This is a genomic window from Pseudoteredinibacter isoporae, assembly GCF_011602085.1.
Lineage (GTDB): Bacteria > Pseudomonadota > Gammaproteobacteria > Pseudomonadales > Cellvibrionaceae > Pseudoteredinibacter > Pseudoteredinibacter isoporae.
The window spans coordinates 369,293-389,107 of sequence record NZ_JAAONY010000002.1 but is presented as its reverse complement, the minus strand read 5'-3'; the positions used below and the strand labels follow the sequence as shown (position 1 = coordinate 389,107).

Annotated in this window: 13 protein-coding genes and 2 tRNA genes; 9 read left to right on the top strand and 6 right to left on the bottom strand. The window is 50.7% G+C overall.

The annotated features are described in order from the left end of the window. Positions 1-125 precede the first annotated feature (125 nt). The 5 genes from G8768_RS10305 to G8768_RS10285 all read right to left on the bottom strand — a co-directional run bounded on the left by G8768_RS10305 (position 126) and on the right by G8768_RS10285 (position 6,625). Positions 126-1,655, bottom strand: coding sequence for a SpoVR family protein (locus G8768_RS10305; RefSeq protein WP_166844800.1), 1,530 nt, complete (start codon positions 1,653-1,655; stop codon positions 126-128). Then, positions 1,652-2,947, bottom strand: a complete 1,296-nt coding sequence (locus tag G8768_RS10300; protein ID WP_166844798.1) for a YeaH/YhbH family protein — start codon at positions 2,945-2,947, stop codon at positions 1,652-1,654. Before G8768_RS10300 ends, G8768_RS10305 begins: the two co-directional genes overlap by 4 nt. 53 nt (positions 2,948-3,000) lie before the next feature. Further along, positions 3,001-4,923, bottom strand: coding sequence for a PrkA family serine protein kinase (locus G8768_RS10295; RefSeq protein ID WP_166844796.1), 1,923 nt, complete (start codon positions 4,921-4,923; stop codon positions 3,001-3,003). Positions 4,924-6,428: 1,505 nt separating this feature from the next. After that, positions 6,429-6,505: transfer RNA gene (locus G8768_RS10290), tRNA-Asp, on the bottom strand. Between the two features lie 44 nt (positions 6,506-6,549). After that, a tRNA-Val gene (locus G8768_RS10285) sits at positions 6,550-6,625 on the bottom strand. 248 nt (positions 6,626-6,873) lie between these two features. Here G8768_RS10285 and G8768_RS10280 point away from each other — a divergent pair. The 8 genes from G8768_RS10280 to G8768_RS10245 all read left to right on the top strand — a co-directional run bounded on the left by G8768_RS10280 (position 6,874) and on the right by G8768_RS10245 (position 17,315). Beyond that, positions 6,874-7,356: a cytochrome c-type biogenesis protein gene (locus G8768_RS10280; protein ID WP_166844524.1), complete on the top strand. Its 483-nt coding sequence runs from the start codon at positions 6,874-6,876 to the stop codon at positions 7,354-7,356. Next, positions 7,357-8,661, top strand: a complete 1,305-nt coding sequence (gene ccmI / locus G8768_RS10275) for a c-type cytochrome biogenesis protein CcmI (RefSeq protein WP_166844526.1) — start codon at positions 7,357-7,359, stop codon at positions 8,659-8,661. Between the two features lie 219 nt (positions 8,662-8,880). Then, positions 8,881-12,381, top strand: a complete 3,501-nt coding sequence (gene smc, locus G8768_RS10270) for a chromosome segregation protein SMC (protein ID WP_166844528.1) — start codon at positions 8,881-8,883, stop codon at positions 12,379-12,381. 114 nt (positions 12,382-12,495) lie between these two features. Further along, a complete protein-coding gene (gene zipA, locus G8768_RS10265; protein ID WP_243749478.1) occupies positions 12,496-13,470 on the top strand; it encodes a cell division protein ZipA in 975 nt (324 codons plus the stop codon). 102 nt (positions 13,471-13,572) lie between these two features. Beyond that, a complete protein-coding gene (ligA, locus tag G8768_RS10260; protein ID WP_166844531.1) occupies positions 13,573-15,621 on the top strand; it encodes an NAD-dependent DNA ligase LigA in 2,049 nt (682 codons plus the stop codon). Between the two features lie 24 nt (positions 15,622-15,645). After that, positions 15,646-16,296, top strand: a complete 651-nt coding sequence (locus G8768_RS10255) for a transglycosylase SLT domain-containing protein (protein ID WP_166844533.1) — start codon at positions 15,646-15,648, stop codon at positions 16,294-16,296. 61 nt (positions 16,297-16,357) lie between these two features. Next, entirely contained in the window at positions 16,358-16,783 is a 426-nt protein-coding gene (locus G8768_RS10250) for a hypothetical protein (protein ID WP_166844534.1), read from the top strand. Between the two features lie 100 nt (positions 16,784-16,883). Then, entirely contained in the window at positions 16,884-17,315 is a 432-nt protein-coding gene (locus tag G8768_RS10245) for a PaaI family thioesterase (protein ID WP_166844536.1), read from the top strand. A gap of 1 nt (position 17,316) precedes the next feature. Here the strand turns inward: G8768_RS10245 and G8768_RS10240 are convergent, their stop codons facing one another. Next, entirely contained in the window at positions 17,317-18,195 is an 879-nt protein-coding gene (locus G8768_RS10240; protein ID WP_166844538.1) for an EamA family transporter, read from the bottom strand. 170 nt (positions 18,196-18,365) lie between these two features. Here G8768_RS10240 and G8768_RS10235 point away from each other — a divergent pair, with 170 nt between their 5' ends. Beyond that, positions 18,366-19,781 carry a Na+/H+ antiporter NhaC family protein gene (locus G8768_RS10235; protein ID WP_166844540.1) on the top strand — a complete coding sequence of 472 codons (1,416 nt, stop codon included), beginning with the start codon at positions 18,366-18,368 and terminating at the stop codon, positions 19,779-19,781. Positions 19,782-19,815 lie beyond the last annotated feature (34 nt).

Genomic DNA, 19,815 nt, shown 5'->3' with positions numbered 1-19,815 from the left:
ATGGCGAATGTTAAAAAATAAAAGTTGCCTGAATTGCCAATAGAGTGGCATTTACAGCAATAAAAAATCCCTGGCCAGAAAACTGGCGAGGGATTTTATAATCGATTTTTGCGGTGAATACCAGTTTAGGTTTCGACTTTGTCCGGTGTCGGGCATTCAAACTGTTGCAGTGGGATAGGGCAAACTCCGGACGCCTGAGGTTCCACAGAGAGCAATTTCACGGGAAATCCCCATAAGCGATGGACGTGTTTCAGCACCTCTTCTGAGCTTTCATCCAGTGGTTTACGCTCATGACGAATATGATGAAGTGTCAGCGATCGGTCACCGCGAATATCGGCGCTATAGACCTGTATGTTAGGCTCCCGGTTTTGCAGATTGTACTGATTACCCAGCGCTTCTCTGAGCGATTGGTAACCGGTCTCATCATGAATGGCCGAGATTTCCAGTTCTGAATCGTTATCGTCATCTACCAGACTGAACAGCTTGAAGTCTCGCATCATCTTGGGAGACAGGTATTGCAACACAAAGCTCTCGTCTTTGAAGTCGCGCATGGCCAGGTGCAGGTTTTCCAGCCAATCGCGACCGGCAAGATCAGGAAACCAATAACGATCTTCGTCGGTAGGGCTTTCACTGATGCGGCGAATATCACTCATCATGGCAAATCCCAAAGCATAGGGATTGATGCCGTTGTAATAGGGGGTGTCGAAGCCAGGCTGCATAACGACGCCGCTGTGGGATTGTAGAAATTCCAGCATAAAGCCGTCGTTCACAAGTCCACGATCATAAAGCGTATTCAGCAGGGTGTAGTGCCAATAAGTTGCCCAGCCTTCGTTCATGAGTTGGGTCTGGCGCTGAGGATAAAAGTACTGGGCGGTTTTGCGAACAATGCGCACCACCTCCCGCTGCCAGGGTTCTAACAACGGTGCATGCTTTTCAATAAAGTACAGCAGATTCTCCTGGGGTTCGCTGGGGAAGCGGGCAGCAGATTCAAATTGTCTGTCTTTGTCGCCTTCAGGAATGGTACGCCACAGTTCGTTCACTTGTTTTTGCAGTAGCTCTTCCCGTTCTTTCTGTCGATTCTCTTCTTCTGCGGCGGAAATCGGGTAAGGGCGACGATAGCGATCGACACCATAATTCATCAGGGCGTGACAGGAATCCAATAGTTCTTCCACTGCGCTGATGCCGTAGCGTTGTTCACACTCGGCAATGTAATTTTTAGCAAACAGCAGATAATCAATAATCGAGTCCGCATCTGTCCAGCTGCGGAACATATAATTGCCCTTAAAAAACGAGTTGTGACCATAGCTGGCGTGGGCGATTACCAGCGCCTGCATGGTCATACTGTTTTCTTCCATCAGGTAGGCAATGCAAGGGTTGGAATTAATCACAATCTCATAGGCCAGCCCCATTTGGCCACGACGATAGGATTGCTCTACATTGATAAACTGTTTGCCATAACTCCAGTGGTGGTAGCCCAGCGGCATACCGGCACTGGCGTAGGCATCCATCATCTGCTCGGAGCTGATGATCTCAATTTGATTCGGGTAGGTGTCCAGTTGATACTCTTTGGCAATCTTGCCAATCTCCTGGTCGTAGCGTTCAATCAGCTCGAACGTCCACTCCGAGCCCGTCGAAATATAATTCTTGTCCTTCATACTGCTGCTCCCACCCCGTCCTGACCCAGTTTGCGCTGGAAAAGCTCGCGGAATACCGGGTAAATATCAGCGGCAGTGCGAATGTTCTGCATGGCGAAAACATCACTGAAATGGTCCTGGATCTGCTGATACTCGTGCCACAGGGATTGATGGTCTTGTTCAGTAATCTCGATATAGGAAAAGTGCTGAACCTTATCGAGCAGGTCGTTGGCCAGAATTCGAGAGCAATTGCTGGAATCATCGTTCCAGTTATCGCCGTCGGAGGCCTGAGCGCCGTAGATGTTCCACTGGGCTGGTGGGTAGCGTTTATCCACTATTTCCTGCATCAATTTCAAGGCGCTGGATACAATGGTGCCGCCGGTTTCCCTGGAATAGAAAAACTCCTGTTCATCGACTTCTTTGGCGCTGGTGTGGTGACGAATAAATACCACGTCGGTGTGTTCGTAATTTCGCTGCAAGAAGAGGTAGAGCAAAATAAAGAAGCGCTTGGCGATGTCCTTAATGCCCTGGGTCATGGAGCCCGAGACATCCATCAGGCAGAACATCACCGCCTGGGATCTCGGCACGGGCTGTTTAACATGCAGATTGTATTTCAGATCGAAATCATCGAGCCAGGGAATACGCTTCAACCGGCTTTTTAATCGATGAATCTCATCCTCCAGCTTTTGCTGCTGGTCGTGATCGGGTACCGGGGCGAGTTTTAACGCTTCCAGTTCGGCCTCAAGAGCTCGGAGTTTGCGGCGGTCCTTGCCCCCCAATGCCATACGGCGTGCAGACGCCGAGCGCATGCTGCGAACGATATTCACCTGCCCAGGGTTGCCCACATCCGCAAAACCGGCCCGATGGGTTTTGTATTCAACATCGCCCATCAGGTGGCGCTTCACCAGATTGGGCAGTTCGAGGTCTTCAAACATGAAATCCAGAAATTCGCTTTGGCTGATTTCAAAAACAAAATCATCCATACCTTCGCCGCTGTCGCTGGCTTGACCAGGGCCGGAACCCTGGCCGCCACCGCCTTGGGGGCGTTTAAACCGATCACCGCTGATGAACTCTTTGTTACCAGGAAGAACCTGCTCCTGATAACCACCTTTGCCGTGGCGAAAGACGGGCTCATCGGTGTCTTTTCTGGGGATACTTATGCGCTCACCTTTGTTGATGTCTGTTATCGACCGTTCGCCCACAGCTTTCTCTACCGACTGCTTGATCTGCTTGCGGTAACGTTCCAGAAAGCGTTGGCGGTTTACCAGGCTTTTCTGTTTTCCGTTTAAGCGACGATCGATAACATAGTTCATAAGTGATCCTTAGTGCATTGTTGTGTACCTTGCTAATGTGTCATGCCCTGTGCTTACTGGGACTTGCGAACTCGCAAATACCATTCAGACAGCAGGCGCACCTGCTTCTCTGTGTAACCACGATCGATCATGCGAGCCACAAAGTCCTGATGTTTCTTCTGGTCGCTGGCCGAGGCCTTGGTGTTGAAGGAAATAACCGGCAACAGGTCTTCGGTATTCGAGAACATTTTCTTCTCGATTACCCGGCGCAGCTTCTCATAGCTGTTCCAGAGCGGATTCTGACCGTTGTTGTTGGCCCGAGCCCGTAAAACAAAGTTGACGATTTCGTTACGGAAATCTTTCGGATTGCTGATTCCCGCTGGCTTCTCGATTTTTTCGAGTTCTTCATTCAGTGATGCGCGGTCGAGAATCTCACCGGTTTCCGGATCTCGGTATTCCTGATCCTGAATCCAGAAGTCCGCATAGGTCACATAGCGGTCAAAGATGTTCTGGCCATATTCGGTATAGGACTCAAGATAGGCGGTCTGAATTTCCTTACCGATAAACTCGACATACTTGGGTGCCAGAAACTCCTTGATAAAGGAAAGATACTTGGCCTGAACTTCTTCCGGGAATTGCTCTTGCTCGATCTGCTGTTCAAGAACATACAGGAGGTGAACCGGATTGGCAGCCACTTCAGTTGCATCAAAGTTAAAGACCTTCGACAAAATTTTGAACGCGAAGCGAGTGGATAAACCATCCATGCCTTCGTTGACTCCGGCCATATCGCGATATTCTTGAATGGATTTTGCTTTCGGGTCGGTGTCTTTCAGATTTTGTCCGTCATAGACCTTCATCTTTGAATAAAGGTTGGAATTTTCCGGCTCTTTCAGGCGAGAGAGTACCGAAAATTGGGCCAGCATTTTTAATGTGTCAGGCGCGCAGGGCGCTTCAGACAGTGAACTGTTTTCGATGAGCTTGTGATAAATCTCAATCTCTTCGGTCAGGCGCAGGCAGTAGGGCACCTTGACAATATAAATACGATCTAAAAAGGCCTCATTATTTTTATTATTTCTAAATGATTGCCATTCTGATTCGTTTGAGTGAGCCAGTATTACACCCTCAAAAGGAATCGCTCCCAAACCTTCGGTGCTGTTGTAATTGCCTTCCTGTGTAGCGGTCAACAAGGGGTGCAGCACTTTGATCGGTGCCTTAAACATTTCCACAAATTCCATCAGGCCTTGGTTCGCTCGGCAGAGGCCGCCGGAATAGCTGTACGCATCGGTATCGTTTTGAGGAAAGTCCTCCAGCTTGCGAATATCAACTTTACCCACCAGGGAGGATATGTCCTGATTGTTTTCATCACCGGGTTCGGTTTTGGACACTGCAATCTGATTCAGAATCGAAGGCTTGAGTTTTACCACCTTAAACTGGCTGATATCGCCATTATATTCCTGCAGGCGTTTTGCCGCCCAGGGAGACATGATCGTACCCAGATAGCGCTTTGGAATACCGTACTCTTCCTGCAGAATGTCCGCATCTTCGTTCGGGTCAAACAAGCCCAGTGGAGATTCAAAAACCGGCGAGCCTTTCAGGCAATAAATAGGTTCTTTTTCCATCAACGCTTTTAACCTTTCGGCTAATGAGGACTTACCACCACCGACAGGACCCAGCAGGTAAAGGATTTGTTTCTTTTCTTCCAGGCCTTGGGCGGAGTGTCTAAAAAATGCAACGATTTGTTCGATGCATTCTTCCATGCCAAAGAACTCTTTAAAGGCACTGTATCGCTTAATAATTTTATTGGAAAAGATTCGGCTGAGTCGCGGGTCGAGAGAGGTATCGATTAACTCGGGTTCACCAACAGCATTGAGCAAGCGCTCGGCTGCAGTGGCGTAAACACTGTTGTCTTGCCGGCAGAGATCAAGGTATTCCTGGATGCTCATTTCTTCTTCTTGTCCGGCGTCATATCGGTCTTGGAAGTGATTAAAAATGCCCATCTTGCTGTCCTCCGCTCTGGGGGAATGCTGGCAAATCTCCCGAGAGCAAAATTAGTGTAAAGAAACAAAAACCATGCTGTTTGAAATACTCTTTTTCTATAAAGGTTGCTGTGCCAATTTACAGCAGAAAATACCGCTTGCGTATCTCAGTATTTACTACTAACTGTCATGATTAAACGCCTTTTTATAGGCAAAGGCAATTATCACGTCGAAAATATATTTAAAAATATTCCTTACAGTTAAGACAACTTATTTGAAACAAAAGTTGCTTAGTAGTTAATGTAGTTGAAATTTTTTAACTCCGCGCCTTTAAATGTTGAATATTTGACGCGTTATTTTGATAAAAGCATAAGTCGTGCCACCCGTCGGTATTTTTCCTCGTCGATTTATTTCTTTACACTTTTATAGATTTTGTCGAAACGCTTGTTTTGTTTTTGAATCTATATTGATTTTGGTTGATATAGAGGCGAGCCCCTTTATTTGTCTCACTTTCCGGCAATGTTTTTGTCGTGTCTTTTGAAGTTTTCTTTTCAATTTCTCTGTCGATGCAGCGTTGCGAATCTCCTCGTTGGTTGCATCAAATGTTTAACAAAAAAAGATCGAAAAAGTGTCCCGTGTTGCGAGCTTTGTTTTTTGGCGCGCCTTATAACTTTTTGTATTGAGAAGCATAAGTTTTTGGGTTTGCAAGTTTTGACGCGGGAAAAATTTTTGTTATGGATGTGGGGTGCGGGGAGGTGAAAACTTGCCGCCTGGTAAGTTGGGTGGTGTTGGTTTTGGGGTGGATTTAGACGTGGCGTATAGATGTGATGTATAGAGGTGGGGTTTGCGGTGAGGTCTGGTGGTCGTTCAGAAGGGTGGGGGATGGTTTGCAGGGAGGAGTGAGGAGGTGATAAGGAGTTGGGCGGAGCTTGGGGTTATAAAAAGCTGCAACTGCTTGCAGCCTTTTGGAATAGTGGCGGACCGGACGGGACTGATCATTTGCTCCTGCAAATGCCCCTCTGGGTTGCTCCTGACGTCGCAATCCAAAATCGCTCCAGACGATTTTGTCGAGCCACGCGGGTTCTCGCCCATCCGGTCTATGGGGTTTTCTTTCGGGCAATAAAAAAAGGCTCAATCGCTTGCAGCCTTTTGAAATAGTGGCGGACCGGACGGGACTGATCATTTGCTCCTGCAAATGCCCCTTCGGGCTGCTCCTGGCGTCGCAATCCAAAATCGCTCCAGGCGATTTTGTCGAACCGCGCGGGTTCTCGCCCATCCGGTCTATGGGGTTTCTTTGGGGCAATAAAAAAGGCTGCAATCGCTTGCAGCCTTTTGGAATAGTGGCGGACCGGACGGGACTGATCATTTGCTCCTGCAAATGCCCCTTCGGGTTGCTCCTGGCGTCGCAATCCAAAATCGCTCCGGGCAATTTTGTCGAACCACGCGGGTTCTCGCCCATCCGGTCTATGGGGTTTTCTTTCGGGCAATAAAAAAAGGCTGCAATCGCTTGCAGCCTTTTGGAGTAGTGGCGGACCGGACGGGACTCGAACCCGCGACCCCCGGCGTGACAGGCCGGTATTCTAACCAACTGAACTACCGGTCCGCGTATCTGACATTCAGGCCACTTTATTTATCACGCTAGTAAAGTGGTGGGTGGTACAGGGATCGAACCTGTGACCCTCGCCTTGTAAGGGCGATGCTCTCCCAGCTGAGCTAACCACCCGCTGTCAGGAGCGGCGTATATTAATGATTAATCTTTTTGCGTCAACCGTTTTTTCATAAAAACTTCACCTTTCTTGTGAAAAGCTGAAATTTGCATAAAAAGTCAACAAAAGCAGTGGCTTAGCGCTGGAATTGTGTGCAGGGTATGGGTTACTGGGGTTTGCATTGTTATACTGCGGGCAATTTCCAGCTCTGCAGTCCCGATCCCTGGCGACCAGAGCGGGTTCATTCGGCTAATTTGTGAATAACATGACGTTAATCAATCGCTGTTTTTTCCTTCTGTTCCTTTTTATTACGGCTACTTCTGCGCAGGCGGTGGTGGATCTCTATGAATTTGATGACCCATCCTTGAGGGAGCGTTACCTGGTGTTGGTGGATGAGTTGCGCTGTCCCAAGTGTCAGAACCAGAATCTGTCGGGCTCAGACTCTCCGATTGCTTCGGATTTGCGCCGGGAGCTGCATCGCTTGTTACAGGAAGGGCAGAGTGATGAAGAAATCAAAGACTATATGGTTGCCCGCTATGGCGACTATGTCTTGTACCGCCCACGCCTTGGGGCTAAGACCCTGTTGTTATGGGGTGGGCCAATTGCCTTGCTGTTGCTGGGCCTGATTGTGGCGTTCTTTATTTTCCGCCGTCAGGCACCGGTAGAGCAAACGGTGGAGATTGATAAAGAGCGTTTGGATGAAATCCTGCGCGAAGCCCGAGAAGAAAAAGAAAAGGATCAAAATTAAATGGTGTCTATTTGGTTGGGGGCAGCCTTACTTATCCTGCTGGCATTGGTGTTTGTTTTTTGGCCGCTGCTGGTTCGTGAAAGCGAGCAAAAGGCGAGCAGGGAGCGACAGACCCTGAATGTGGATCTTTATGACCAGCGCCGTGCCGAGTTGGACGAGCAGCTCAAGGCGGGCGATTTGGACGAAGCCCAGCATGAGGCCTTGTGCCGAGAGATGGATCTTGAGCTGGTGGAAGCCGAAAAGCAGCCGAGTGAGTCTGGATCAGCATCTGCAAGCAGCTCCGGAAGAGTGGTCTTTTTGTTGTCAGCCGCTGTGCTGGCGGTATTCGTGTTCGGCTTTTATCAATACAACGGGGCCAGCGAAGATATTCGAATTACCGAAGAGATTCGTGACAAGTTTATGGCGGATACCCAGGCTATACAGGCCGGTAAAGATCCTGACCCGGCTCTGGCGCGACGCTTGATGTCCCAGTTGGAAGAGCGCCTGGAGAAAGATCCGGAGAATACCCAGTATTTGTATCTGTTGGCCAGAAACGCTGCGGATCTGCAGGAGTACCCGACGGCCATCAATGCGTATCGCGCAATTCTCGCCATCGATGAATCCCCTTTGGTGATGGGTGAGCTGGCACAGCTGTTGTTCGTGGTGGGGGGGAATCGCATTACTCCTGATGCCGAAGCCCTGATTGACAAGACACTGTCATTAGACCCGAACAGTCATGTGGCACTGGGTTTGGATGGCATTCGCTATTTCCAGACTGAGCGCTATCAGAAGGCGATCGAGCAATGGGAAAAAGCGATTAAATTGCTGGGCCCTCAGTCGGCGGGCTCCCAGTCTCTGGCCGCGGGTGTGTTGCGGGCCAGGGCACTTCTGGCTGAGCAGAACGGAGGTCCTGTATCTTCGGGCGCCGTGGCTCAAGTTTCACCACATCAGGTTTCATCTGGCCAAGAGGCCCAAGAACAGCCATCCAGCTTGAGTTTGAAGCTAAAGATTGATGTGGCGGACGGTATACAGCTGAACCCTGAGCACGCGGTCTTTGTTTACGCGAGGGCTTGGCAGGGAGCGCCCATGCCGCTGGCGATCTCCCGCTTAAAAGTAAAGGATCTGCCGGCGGAAATAGAGCTGAGCGAGGCCATGGCGATGGCGCCGGGCATGTCGATTGCGCAGTTCCCGCAGCTGGAGTTGGTGGCCCGAGTGTCCGCCAGTGGTCAAGCCATTCCCCAGCCTGGAGATTGGCAGGTGACATTGGGGCCGGTTGCCAACAGCAGTCAGGACCAGCATCTTCTGCAAATTCAAAAGCAGTTATAAACCTTCTGAAAATCGGCGTTCAGCGTAGGGTGGGGTAACCCTTGTTAATCTGGATGAATATGGGCGCCGATTGCCTCTCCTTGGGGCTTTGCGGGGTGCCAAAGCCTGGTCAAACGTGTAAAATGGCGGGTTTTAGGTTGTGTCTCTGAAAACCTCCAGGCTCTTCAGAAAACTACAATAAAATCAATATATTGCAAGACTATTGAGTGACAAGGATTTATGCGGCTAAAGTGCATTAAGCTAGCAGGTTTTAAATCGTTCGTAGATCCAACGACGGTTTCCTTTCCATCAAACCTGTGTGCCATTGTTGGCCCCAACGGCTGTGGTAAATCCAATACCATTGATGCCGTACGCTGGGTAATGGGGGAGTCCTCTGCGAAGAATCTTCGCGGTGAGTCCATGACGGATGTTATTTTCAACGGTTCCGGTGGCCGTAAGCCTGTCGGTCAGGCCTCCATCGAACTGATCTTTGATAACAGTGATGGCACCCTGGTTGGGGAGTACGCCGGTTACAGTGAAATCTCTGTAAAGCGTAAAGTAACCCGCGACGCCACCAATACTTACTACCTTAACGGCAACAAATGCCGTCGCCGTGACATTACCGATATCTTTCTGGGCACCGGCCTGGGGCCACGCAGTTACGCCATTATTGAGCAGGGCATGATCTCCCGCTTGATTGAAGCCAAGCCGGAAGAGCTGCGTGTTTATATTGAAGAAGCGGCAGGTATTTCCAAATACAAAGAGCGCCGTCGCGATACTGAAAACCGTATGCGCCGTACCATGGAAAACATGGAGCGCCTGACGGACATCCGCGATGAGCTGGAACGCCAGTTGTCTCGCCTCGAGCGCCAATCGGTTGCAGCCGAAAAATACACCGAATTCAAAAAAGAAGAACGTTTGCTGAAGGCTCAGCTGCAGGCTTTGCGTTTTCAAATTCTGGATGAGCAGGCCAAATCCAAGCAGGGCATCATTACCGAACTCGAGCTGAAAGTAGAATCTTTCGTGACCGATCAGGTAGGTAAAGATACCGAGATCGAAGAGTGCCGTCTGCAACACACCGAGTTGGGTGATAAATTCAACGAGGTTCAAGGCCGCTTTTATGCGGCGGGTTCAGACATTGCCCGCCTTGAGCAGAACATTCAGCACGCCCAATCCCGTTCCCAGGAATTGCAGCGCGATCTCGAACAAACCGAACGCGACTGCAAGGAAGCCGAACAGCATTTATTGACCGATACAGAAAAAACTCGTCAATGGGAAGAAGAACTGGCTGAGATTGAACCGGAATTGGAAATGATCAAAGCCGCCGAAGAAGACTCCGGCGATTTCCTGCAAAACGCTGAAGATGCCATGCAGGATTGGCAGATCGACTGGGACAGTTTCAACCAGACGGCTGCAGAGCCTCGCCAACGCGCTGAGGTTGAGCAATCCAAAATTCAGCACCTTGAACAGGTGCAAACCCGTTTGCTTGAACGCATTAAGCGTTTGGATGAAGAGCGTGGCAACTTGCAGTCCTCGGAAGTGGATGAAGAAATCGCCGAACTGAGTGAGCGCATGGCGGAATTGGATATCGATGCCGATGCCAAACGTGCTGCAGTTGAAGAAATGGGCGAGTCCATCAATGAACAGCGTGAGCAGAGCAACAGCGACAGCGAAAAGCTGGACCAGTTGCGCAGCCAGTTGTCGAGCATGCGCGGTCGCCATGCATCACTTGAAGCTTTGCAGCAGGCCGCAATGGGACAGCAAAACGAAGCGGTCAGTGACTGGCTGAGTGAGCAGGGGCTGGCCGACAAACCCCGTTTGGCTGAGCAGCTGCAAGTGGATAGCGGTTGGGAAATGGCCGTAGAAACCGCATTGGGTAATCACTTGCAGGCGGTGTGTACCAATGGCCTTGATCAAGTCGCGGATGTGTTTGCGCAACTGGATCAGGGTGAATTGGTCTTACTGGATGCTGGCAGCAGTAAAGCCAGCGTCGATGCGAAAAGCCTGGCCAATTTTGTTAAGGGCTCGGCGGACGTCAGTCATTTATTGGCCAATGTTCTCGCCGCTGAAGATTTAAGCGCGGCCCTCGCCATGCGTTCCAGTTTGTCCGCTGGCCAATCAGTCATGACCAAAGAAGGCATCTGGTTAGGTGCCAACTGGATGCGCGTTGCGAAAGACAGCGATGCCGCCTCCGGTGTACTGGCGCGTAAGCAAGAACTGGAAGAATTGACGGCCAGCATTGCGGAGTTGGAAGAGCAGGTCGAACAGCTGAGCGAGGCCAAGGATCAGCGCCGCGATAACATTAAAGATCTGGAGCAGCAGCGTGAAGCCAAGCGTCGCGAAGCGGAAGATTTGAATCGCCGTTACGGTGAATTGCGTTCCCAGGTCAGTGCCAAACAAGTACAGGTTGAGCAAACCACCATGCGCCGTCAGCGCCTGGACAGCGAGATCAGCGAAGCCAAAGAACAAATGGACAATGAGGCTGAATCCTTGTCCGAAGCGCGTATGATTCTGCAAGAAGCCATTGATGCAATGGAGCAGGACACCGACAAGCGCGAAGAATTATTGAGCAAGCGCGACGATCTGCGTGAAAAACTGGATCAGGCCCGTCAGCGTGCTCGTCATGATAAAGATCGGGGTCACGAATTAGCCATTCGCTATCAGTCACTGCGTACCCAGTTGGACAGCATGCGTGCGGGAATCGATCGTCTGCGCGATCAAGTGCAGCGCTCTCAGGATCGCCGAGAGCAATTGCAGGCGACTCTGGGTGAAAACCGCGACCCGATTGAAGAATACAAAATGGAGCTCGAAGAGCGCCTGGAAGATCGCCTGACGGTGGAAGGTGAGTTGGCTGAAGCCCGTCGCGCGGTAGAAGATGTGGAAGCCAAGTTGCGTCAAATTGAACAGGATCGCAGCAAAGCCGAACATGAAATTCAATCCGTGCGCACTCGCCTGGAGCAAGAACGTTTGTTCACCCGCGAGGTTGAAGTTCAGCGCAGCACCGTTGAAACCCAGTTGGTTGACGACGGTTTCCATCTGCCGACATTGATTGAACAGTTGCCGGAAGATGCCCAGGAAAAGCCCATGGAAGAGGAGTTGGAGCGTATTGGCAATCGCATCAGCCGTTTGGGGCCCATTAACCTGGCGGCGATTGATGAATACAAAACCGAGTCCGAGCGTAAAACCTATCTGGATACCCAGAACAAGGATCTGGAAGATGCCTTGGAAACGCTGGAAAACGCCATTAAGAAAATCGACAAGGAAACCCGCTCTCGCTTTAAGGACACCTTCGATCAGGTGAATGAAAGCTTGCAGGAGTTGTTCCCGAAAGTCTTTGGTGGTGGTCATGCCTATCTGGAACTGACCGGTGATGATTTGCTGGATACCGGTATCGCGATTATGGCGCGTCCTCCCGGTAAGCGTAACAGCACAATTCACCTGTTGTCCGGTGGTGAGAAAGCACTGACAGCGATTGCGCTGGTATTCTCGATTTTCCGTTTGAACCCGGCGCCGTTCTGTATCCTCGATGAGGTTGATGCGCCATTGGATGATGCCAACGTGGGGCGTTATGCGCGCATGGTGGAAGAGATGTCCAAACACGTACAGTTTATTTATATTACCCACAACAAGATCGCGATGGAGATGGCGCATCAGCTGTTGGGTGTTACCATGCATGAGCCGGGTGTTTCCAGGCTGGTTAGCGTGGATGTTGATGAGGCGGCCGAACTGGCAGCCATGTAAGAGATTGAACTTTTGCCCACCGTATTTTTCTATTGAAGGAGTGGGCAAAAAAGATTCCCGGTTGCTGCCAGGGGGGTGGCCCAGTGGGGAAGAGCTTGAGGGGCAATAATAAGGATGACTTTCGATTTTGAAATGCAGCATGTTCTGACCATTATCATCGTGCTGCTGATTGTCGGTGTGGTACTCGACGGTATTCGACGTATGCGTCAGAATCGCCGGGACTCCATTCGCATGTCTTTGAATATGCAGCACAATCTCGACCGCGAGGGCGAGGAAGAGTACGGCAGTGAGCTGCCCAATGGTGGCGCCCGCGTGGTCAATCGCGACCCGTCTGAGGCGGACGATCTGAACACTGAAGTTCGCAAGGCCTTTACCCCTCCCGGCACTAAATCCCGAGCGGTTCCAGAGCAGGTGAGTCTGAATCTGGATGAAAAAGTCCCGATGCTGATGGATTCTGTGCATGAGCAGGCCGACGAGCATCAGGAGCCCGGCATTGATGAGTCCGAGCTGGATTACCATTCCGGGCGACGTGAGCCGGTATTCAATGAGATGGATTCCAGTGCCGCCTTGGAAGAGGGGATTGTTTCTTCCCCTCGTAGTGTGACCCGCGAGGAGGTAGCTACAGAAGAATCACTGGACCCTCACGGTGGCCAGGACCCGGAAGAAGTGATCATCATTAATGTGATGGCGCCGGGCGGTACCCGTTTCCAGGGTGAGGATTTATTGAAGGTATTGCTGTCCAAGGGTATGCGTTTCGGTACCATGAATATTTTTCACCGCCACAGCGAAGCCGATGGCTCCGGCGAAATTTTGTTCAGTATGGCCAATATGGTGGTGCCGGGCACTTTCGATCTTGACGCTATGAGCACCTTTGAAACCCCGGGTGTGAGCTTCTTCCTGACCTTGCCGATTAATGGTGATAGCCTGAATGCTTTCGAGGCCATGGTGGAAACCACCCAGGCCCTGTGTGAAAGTTTGGGCGGTGAACTAAAAGACGAAAACCGCAGTGTGATGACTCAACAAACCATTGAGCATTGTCGTCAGCGTGTGCGCGAGTTTGCTCGTCGCCAATTGTCCCGCCAATCTTAATATCCGTTTTAGCATTGATTTGATGGCTCGCTCTGTGCGAGCCTTGGTCCATTAGATGGGCCTTTGCTTCCTATTGCTCCAAATAAAAGTCATTGAGTTTCTATGAGCCAGAAAAATAATGAGCAGTGCGCTTCGCGCGAAGAATACCAGCAGTTAGTCAGCCAATTGCAGCGTTATTCCCACGAATACTATGTCATGGATGCGCCGAGCATTCCCGATGCGGAATACGATCGTCTGTTTAGGAAGTTGCAGGCTGCCGAAGAAGCCCACCCGGATTGGACAGTGTCCGATTCCCCTTCCCAGCGAGTGGGTGGCGATGCATTGGATGTGTTCACTCAGGTGCAACATCGCTTACCGATGTTATCTCTCGGCAACGCTTTTGATGACGAAGAGTTGGAAGATTTTAATCGCCGTAACCAGGAGCGTCTGGGGTTAAGCAGGGATATTGAATACGCTTGTGAACCCAAACTCGATGGTATTGCGGTAAGCTTGATGTATCGCAATGGCGTACTGGAGCAGGGAGCCACGCGTGGTGATGGCAGTACTGGCGAAGACATTACCCAAAACGTAAAAACCATTGGTTCCATTCCTTTGCGTTTGCAGGGTGGTGATGTTCCAGATGTTCTGGAAGTGCGCGGTGAAATTTACATGCCCAAAGAGGGTTTTGCGCGCTTGAATCAAACCGCCCGAGACAAGGGTGAAAAAGAATTTGTCAATCCACGCAATGCCGCCGCAGGCAGCTTGCGACAGTTGGATTCCAAAATTACCGCATCACGACCACTGGAAATGTGTGCTTACAGCGTGGGCTATCTTGAAATCGGAAACGCCCCGGAGCTGCCCGACAATCACACCGATATTTTGTACAAGCTTCAAGAGTGGGGCTTTCTGATTAATGCCCAAATGCAAGTCGCGAATAATATTCAAGGTTGCATGGCGTACTATAAAAAAATTGCCGACATTCGTGATGAGCTAAGCTACGACATCGATGGCATTGTGTTCAAAGTCAACAGCAGCGCCCAGCAGCAAGCGTTGGGTTTTGTTTCCCGCGCCCCACGTTGGGCGGTTGCTTATAAATTTCCTGCTCAGGAAGAACTTACGGTACTGCAGGATGTTGAGTTTCAGGTCGGGCGCACGGGCGCCATTACGCCCGTTGCACGATTGCAGCCAGTGTTTGTGGGCGGTGTAACCGTTTCCAATGCAACCTTGCACAATCGCGATGAAGTGGCACGCCTGGGTGTGAAGATTGGCGATACCGTCATTATTCGTCGCGCTGGCGATGTCATTCCCCAGGTGGTTTCTGTGGTTACTGAACGACGTCCCGATGACGCCCGTGATATCGAGTTTCCGGATCACTGCCCGGTATGCGATTCACCTGCGGTCAGCAAAGAAGGTGAGGTAGTTGTACGTTGTACCGGTGGCTTGATCTGCGCGGCGCAACGCAAAGAAGCGCTGAAGCATTTTGTTTCGCGTAAAGCCATGGATGTTGATGGTCTGGGCGATAAATTGGTGGATCAACTGGTGGAGAACGGACTGGTGGAATCCATGGCCGATTTGTTCCACCTGGAGTTGGATGCAGTCAGCGCTCTGGAGCGCATGGCGGAAAAATCTGCTCAGAATCTTCTGGATGCCCTGGAGCAATCCAAGCAAAGTAGTCTACCAAGGTTTCTGTTTGCATTGGGCATTCGTGAAGTGGGTGAAGCCACAGCTCGAAACCTGGCTCAGCACTTTGGAAACCTGCCTGCGCTCATGAAAGCCGATGCCGAGCAACTTCTGGAGGTCGGCGATGTAGGTCCTATTATGGCGGAATTCATCGTGAGCTTTTTTGCCGATGAGCGTAACCGGGAGGAAGTCGCGCGCTTGCAGGCCGCAGGTATTCAATGGCCAGATATTGAAGTGAAATCGGATGATGAGCTGCCTTTGAAAGATTTAACCTATGTCTTGACCGGAACGCTTGAGCAAATGTCACGCAACGAGGCCAAGGCGGCTTTACAGGAACTGGGTGCCAAAGTGGCGGGCAGCGTGTCAGCCAAAACCAGTGTTCTGGTTGCCGGACCGGGCGCAGGTTCCAAACTGAGCAAAGCGCAGGATCTGGGCATTGAGATTATCGACGAAGATGCTTTAATAGCGTTATTGAAACAACACAATGGTTAAGTGAATTCACAGAGCGAATCGTCTATGAGCAAATGCTGTCCGAATGCTTCTTTCCCCAGCGCCCCCTGGCGCGCCTTGAAGGTTTTGTTTGCAGCATTTCTACTTCTCTCCGTGGTGGGTTGTGCCAGCTCGCCACCATCCAATACCTCCAATCTCTGCGATATCTTTGATGAGAAAGACGATTGGTACGATGATGCCGCCGATTCCAAAAAACGCTGGGGCACACCCATCGAAGTGATGATGGCCATGATGAAGCAGGAATCCAGCTTCAAAGATGATGCTGCACCGCCGCGCACGAAAATCCTCTGGATCATTCCCGGCCCGAGAAAAAGCAGCGCTTATGGTTATGCCCAAGCTAAAGACGGCACCTGGGATTGGTATATGAAATCTGCTGGCCGTTGGAGTGCGGATCGGGATGACTTTGATGATGCCATCGATTTTATTGGCTGGTACAACCACCAAAGCCATAAACGTTTGGGCATCAAAAAGAACGACACCTACAATTTATACCTGGCTTACCATGAAGGGCATGGCGGCTTTGAGCGAAAAACCTACCGTAAAAAATCCTGGCTGGTGAAAACCGCAAAAAAAGTTGCACGTCAGGCAAAAACCTATGGTGCACAGCTCAGGCGGTGTGAAAAACGGTTGCAGTCTGGTGGCTGGTGGATTTTTTAAAGATTGATTGTTTCTTCAGCTGCAATATTGAGCGTCTGGAGTTGTAGAAAAGGTACTGACTATGTCTGGGGATCAAGAATCCATTGTTTACGGCTGTATTAAAGATGCCGTTGGATTGAGTTGTGATCAAGAGCGTCGCCGGATTAATCGCTCGGCGATGCTGGCCTTGCCCAATGCCGAACAGTGGCCGTTTTTAAGTCAGGAAATGTTTGCTATCCCCCGTATTGAAACCAATATGATGGGCTATCAAACGGAAGTCATGCATTTTGGCGCTTCGTATCAGGCCATTGAGTACGAGTGGGAAGAGTGGTTAAAGGCCTTTGAAGCCCTGTTGTCAAAAATGTACTGGGTGGATGCGACTGTGCATTTGGAGACAGAACTGTCTGGTAATCACACTTTCAGCTGGACCTGCGATGAAGATTATCATCGCCCAGGCACCGAAGTGTCTCGGGTGCGCTGTCAATGGCAGCATGAAACCGGGCTGTGATCGCCATTGTGCTTCCCAGGGGAATCGCCGACAATTTAGCAACTGACTCATTGCTTCGCTGGATCAGCAGGGGCATGGCTAAATACACAGGACGCACAATATGAATCACTGGGATGGCAAACAACAACCTCCATTTAATGATCATCTGGGCGTTACGATTGAAGAGTGGCGGGAAGGCTATGTGAAGATTTCCGCAGAGGTTTTGCCCCATTTTCAAAACAGTCAGGGCGCGCCTCACGGCGGTTTTATTATGAGCCTTGCGGATATTGCCGCTTCCTTCCCGGGTGTGTATTGCCCCCATCCAGATCGCCGTCGCTTTGCGTCCACCTTATCTCTGAATACCAACTTTTTGGGCGTTGCCAAAACACCGGTCGTTTATGCAGAAGGGCGAATCAGCAATTCCGGGCGTAAGATTTTCTATTCCCAGGTGGATATTTTCGATGGTGAAAACAATCCAGTCGCGAGCTGTCAGGGGGTGTTTCGTTACCGTGGGGGTTCCGAAGTCGTCGATGGCGTACCGATTGAGGTTTGATTCAGTGTTGAGCCGCTCGCTTTTCTTCTCGAGCGGATTGCCATACGGTTATTAATCCTGCACAAACCACGACCGCGATACCTGCAAAGGCAATCGTATCGGGCAAGTGGTCCCAAATCAGCCAGCCTAAAATGCCCGCATTTACCACGGAAAAATAACCGATCGGTGAAACCACGCTCGCTTTCGCATAACTGTACGCTTTGGTGTACAGCCACATGGCCACAAAAATCGACAGGCTGTTATACAACAGGTACGGCCATGCCCATTTGGGGATGCCTTGCCAGCTGTATATTGCCAGTGGGATGCTCAAGACCAGCGCAATGATGTGATAGTAAAACAGAATTTTGGAGCTGCTTTCATTGTGAGAGAGCAGGCGGGTGCCTACCATCGATGTGGCCAGGCTGAGACCGGAACCCAATCCGACAATATGCCAAATGCTTACCGAACTGCTCGGGCGCAAAATCAGAGCAATGCCACAAAAGCCGATGATCATCGGCAGCCATCGACTGGAAGGCACTTTGGCACCCACCCAAAGATAGGCAACCAGTGCGACGAACAATGGAGCACTGTGCCTCAGTAAGCTGCTGTCGACCAGAGGAATATGTTGCAGGGCTAAATAGAAAAAACAGAAACCCGCAAAACCGGCCAAGCCACGGATAATGTGTCGCTGCCAATAGTCTGTGCGTAATCCACGAGGGCCCTGGCGATAAATCCACGGAGAGAGCACCAGCAAGCCGATAATAAACTGAATCAGGACAATACTGCCCAATGGCACTTCGCTGGAAATATATTTGGTGGCCGCTGAGGCACTGGCACCCACAATGGTAGTGGCAAAGGCGAAAGCCATTCCAAGCAAAGGTTTGTCGCTGTTATTGCTCACTGTGTTTTCAGCCTGTTGTGGTTTCTATTGCAGTGTCTATTGTGGTGCCCAATGTTAAACATCAGCGGGTGGTGAATTCACTATTGTAACCTAAAACGTATTTTGCCGGTGCCGCGCTAGTATTTGCGAGCCCGACTGTTATAGTGCGTAAAAAACACAATGGGTTTCTTATGCAGGATTTGGGCGTCGTCGTTTTATTGCCTTCCTTATTAGCCATCGTTTTGGCGATATGGACTCGAAAAGTATTCGTTGCATTGATTGCAGGAATTTGGCTCGGTTGCTATTTGTTGGGCGGAAACCCGATTGCGGCAATTGCCGACAGTATTGATCGAATTGTTAACGTGCTGGCTTCAGCGGGTGACGCACGTGTGGTGCTGTTCACTTTATGTGTGGGCGGCCTGATTGCTTTAATCGAGGCAAATGGCGGTGTGCGGGCTTTCGTGAACTGGCTGGAGGCCAAGCGTTGGGGGCAGTCCCGTAAACAGGCTCAGGGTTTGGCCTGGCTCAGCGGCGTGCTTATCTTTATTGAGTCCAATATCACCGTTCTCGTCGCCGCGACAACGGCCAAGCCTTTGTTTGATCGCTTTAACATTTCCCGGGCGAAGCTCGCCTATATTATCGATTCCACCTCGGCGCCCATATGCATTCTGATTCCCTTTAATGCCTGGGGCGCTTTCAATCTGGGTTTGTTATCCGGTGCGGGTGTCGAAGATCCGCTGAGTGTTTTCTTTCAAGCGGTGTTACTGAATTTCTACGCGATTTTTGCGGTGCTATTGGCCGCCGCAGTGATTGCGCTGGATTTAAATTGGGGGCCAATGAAAGCCTCAGAGCAGCAAGCCAAGGAGATCGGGTTTTCGGAGCATGCTGAGTTAAGTAGCCCCGAGAATGCGGCAGCGATAAACGAAGCACTTTCACTGAATGATAAAGGCACTGTAAAAGCAAGCAGCCCACTGGCGATGCTTCTCCCGGTTCTCACATTGATTCTGGTGATGCCACTGGGTTTATGGATTACCGGTGATGGCGATTTACGTCAGGGTTCAGGTTCCACCAGTGTGCTGTGGGCGGTTCTGGCAGCCAGCGCCGTGGCAGCCAGCTTTATGTGGCGCCAACAAAAAAATATGGCCGATTCTTATTTTAGCGGTGCCGGAAAAATGGTACCCGTGGCTTTGGTGCTGATGTTGGCTTTGGCCTTGGGCGCAATTTCCAGAGAGTTGCAGGCGGGGGACTATCTCGCCCAGGTGCTACAGGGCAGTATGCCCACCGCTCTGGTTTTGCCGGTTGTCTTTATTTTGGCTTCGGCCGTGGCTTTTGCCATTGGCTCAAGTTGGGGAACCTTCTCCTTGTTGATTCCACTTGCGGTGCCTTTGGCGGCATCCCTGGATTTGCCTCTGGCGGCTCTGGTTGCGGCGGTATTATCCGGTGGGGTATTTGGTGATCATGCTTCACCTATCAGTGATACCACGGTGATTTCGAGTATGGCGGCCGAGGTGGATCATATCGAGCACGTGCGTACACAGTTGCCCTATGCCTTGTTGGCCGCAAGTGCAGCACTGGTGGGTTTCTTGATGGTGGGTCTGTTGAGCTAGTTGGCTTGACGCCAAAGAAAGGGGGATCTTGCGA

What these genes read in the sequence shown, in the direction of transcription:
- G8768_RS10295 (WP_166844796.1), bottom strand. Translation starts at nt 4,923, where the DNA reads ATGGGCATTTTTAATCACTTCCAAGACCGATATGACGCCGGACAAGAA.
- G8768_RS10235 (WP_166844540.1), top strand. Translation starts at nt 18,366, where the DNA reads ATGCAGGATTTGGGCGTCGTCGTTTTATTGCCTTCCTTATTAGCCATC.
- G8768_RS10305 (WP_166844800.1), bottom strand. Translation starts at nt 1,655, where the DNA reads ATGAAGGACAAGAATTATATTTCGACGGGCTCGGAGTGGACGTTCGAG.
- ligA (WP_166844531.1), top strand. Translation starts at nt 13,573, where the DNA reads ATGAGCCAGAAAAATAATGAGCAGTGCGCTTCGCGCGAAGAATACCAG.
- zipA (WP_243749478.1), top strand. Translation starts at nt 12,496, where the DNA reads ATGACTTTCGATTTTGAAATGCAGCATGTTCTGACCATTATCATCGTG.
- G8768_RS10300 (WP_166844798.1), bottom strand. Translation starts at nt 2,947, where the DNA reads ATGAACTATGTTATCGATCGTCGCTTAAACGGAAAACAGAAAAGCCTG.
- G8768_RS10280 (WP_166844524.1), top strand. Translation starts at nt 6,874, where the DNA reads ATGACGTTAATCAATCGCTGTTTTTTCCTTCTGTTCCTTTTTATTACG.
- G8768_RS10245 (WP_166844536.1), top strand. Translation starts at nt 16,884, where the DNA reads ATGAATCACTGGGATGGCAAACAACAACCTCCATTTAATGATCATCTG.
- ccmI (WP_166844526.1), top strand. Translation starts at nt 7,357, where the DNA reads ATGGTGTCTATTTGGTTGGGGGCAGCCTTACTTATCCTGCTGGCATTG.
- smc (WP_166844528.1), top strand. Translation starts at nt 8,881, where the DNA reads ATGCGGCTAAAGTGCATTAAGCTAGCAGGTTTTAAATCGTTCGTAGAT.
- G8768_RS10250 (WP_166844534.1), top strand. Translation starts at nt 16,358, where the DNA reads ATGTCTGGGGATCAAGAATCCATTGTTTACGGCTGTATTAAAGATGCC.
- G8768_RS10255 (WP_166844533.1), top strand. Translation starts at nt 15,646, where the DNA reads ATGAGCAAATGCTGTCCGAATGCTTCTTTCCCCAGCGCCCCCTGGCGC.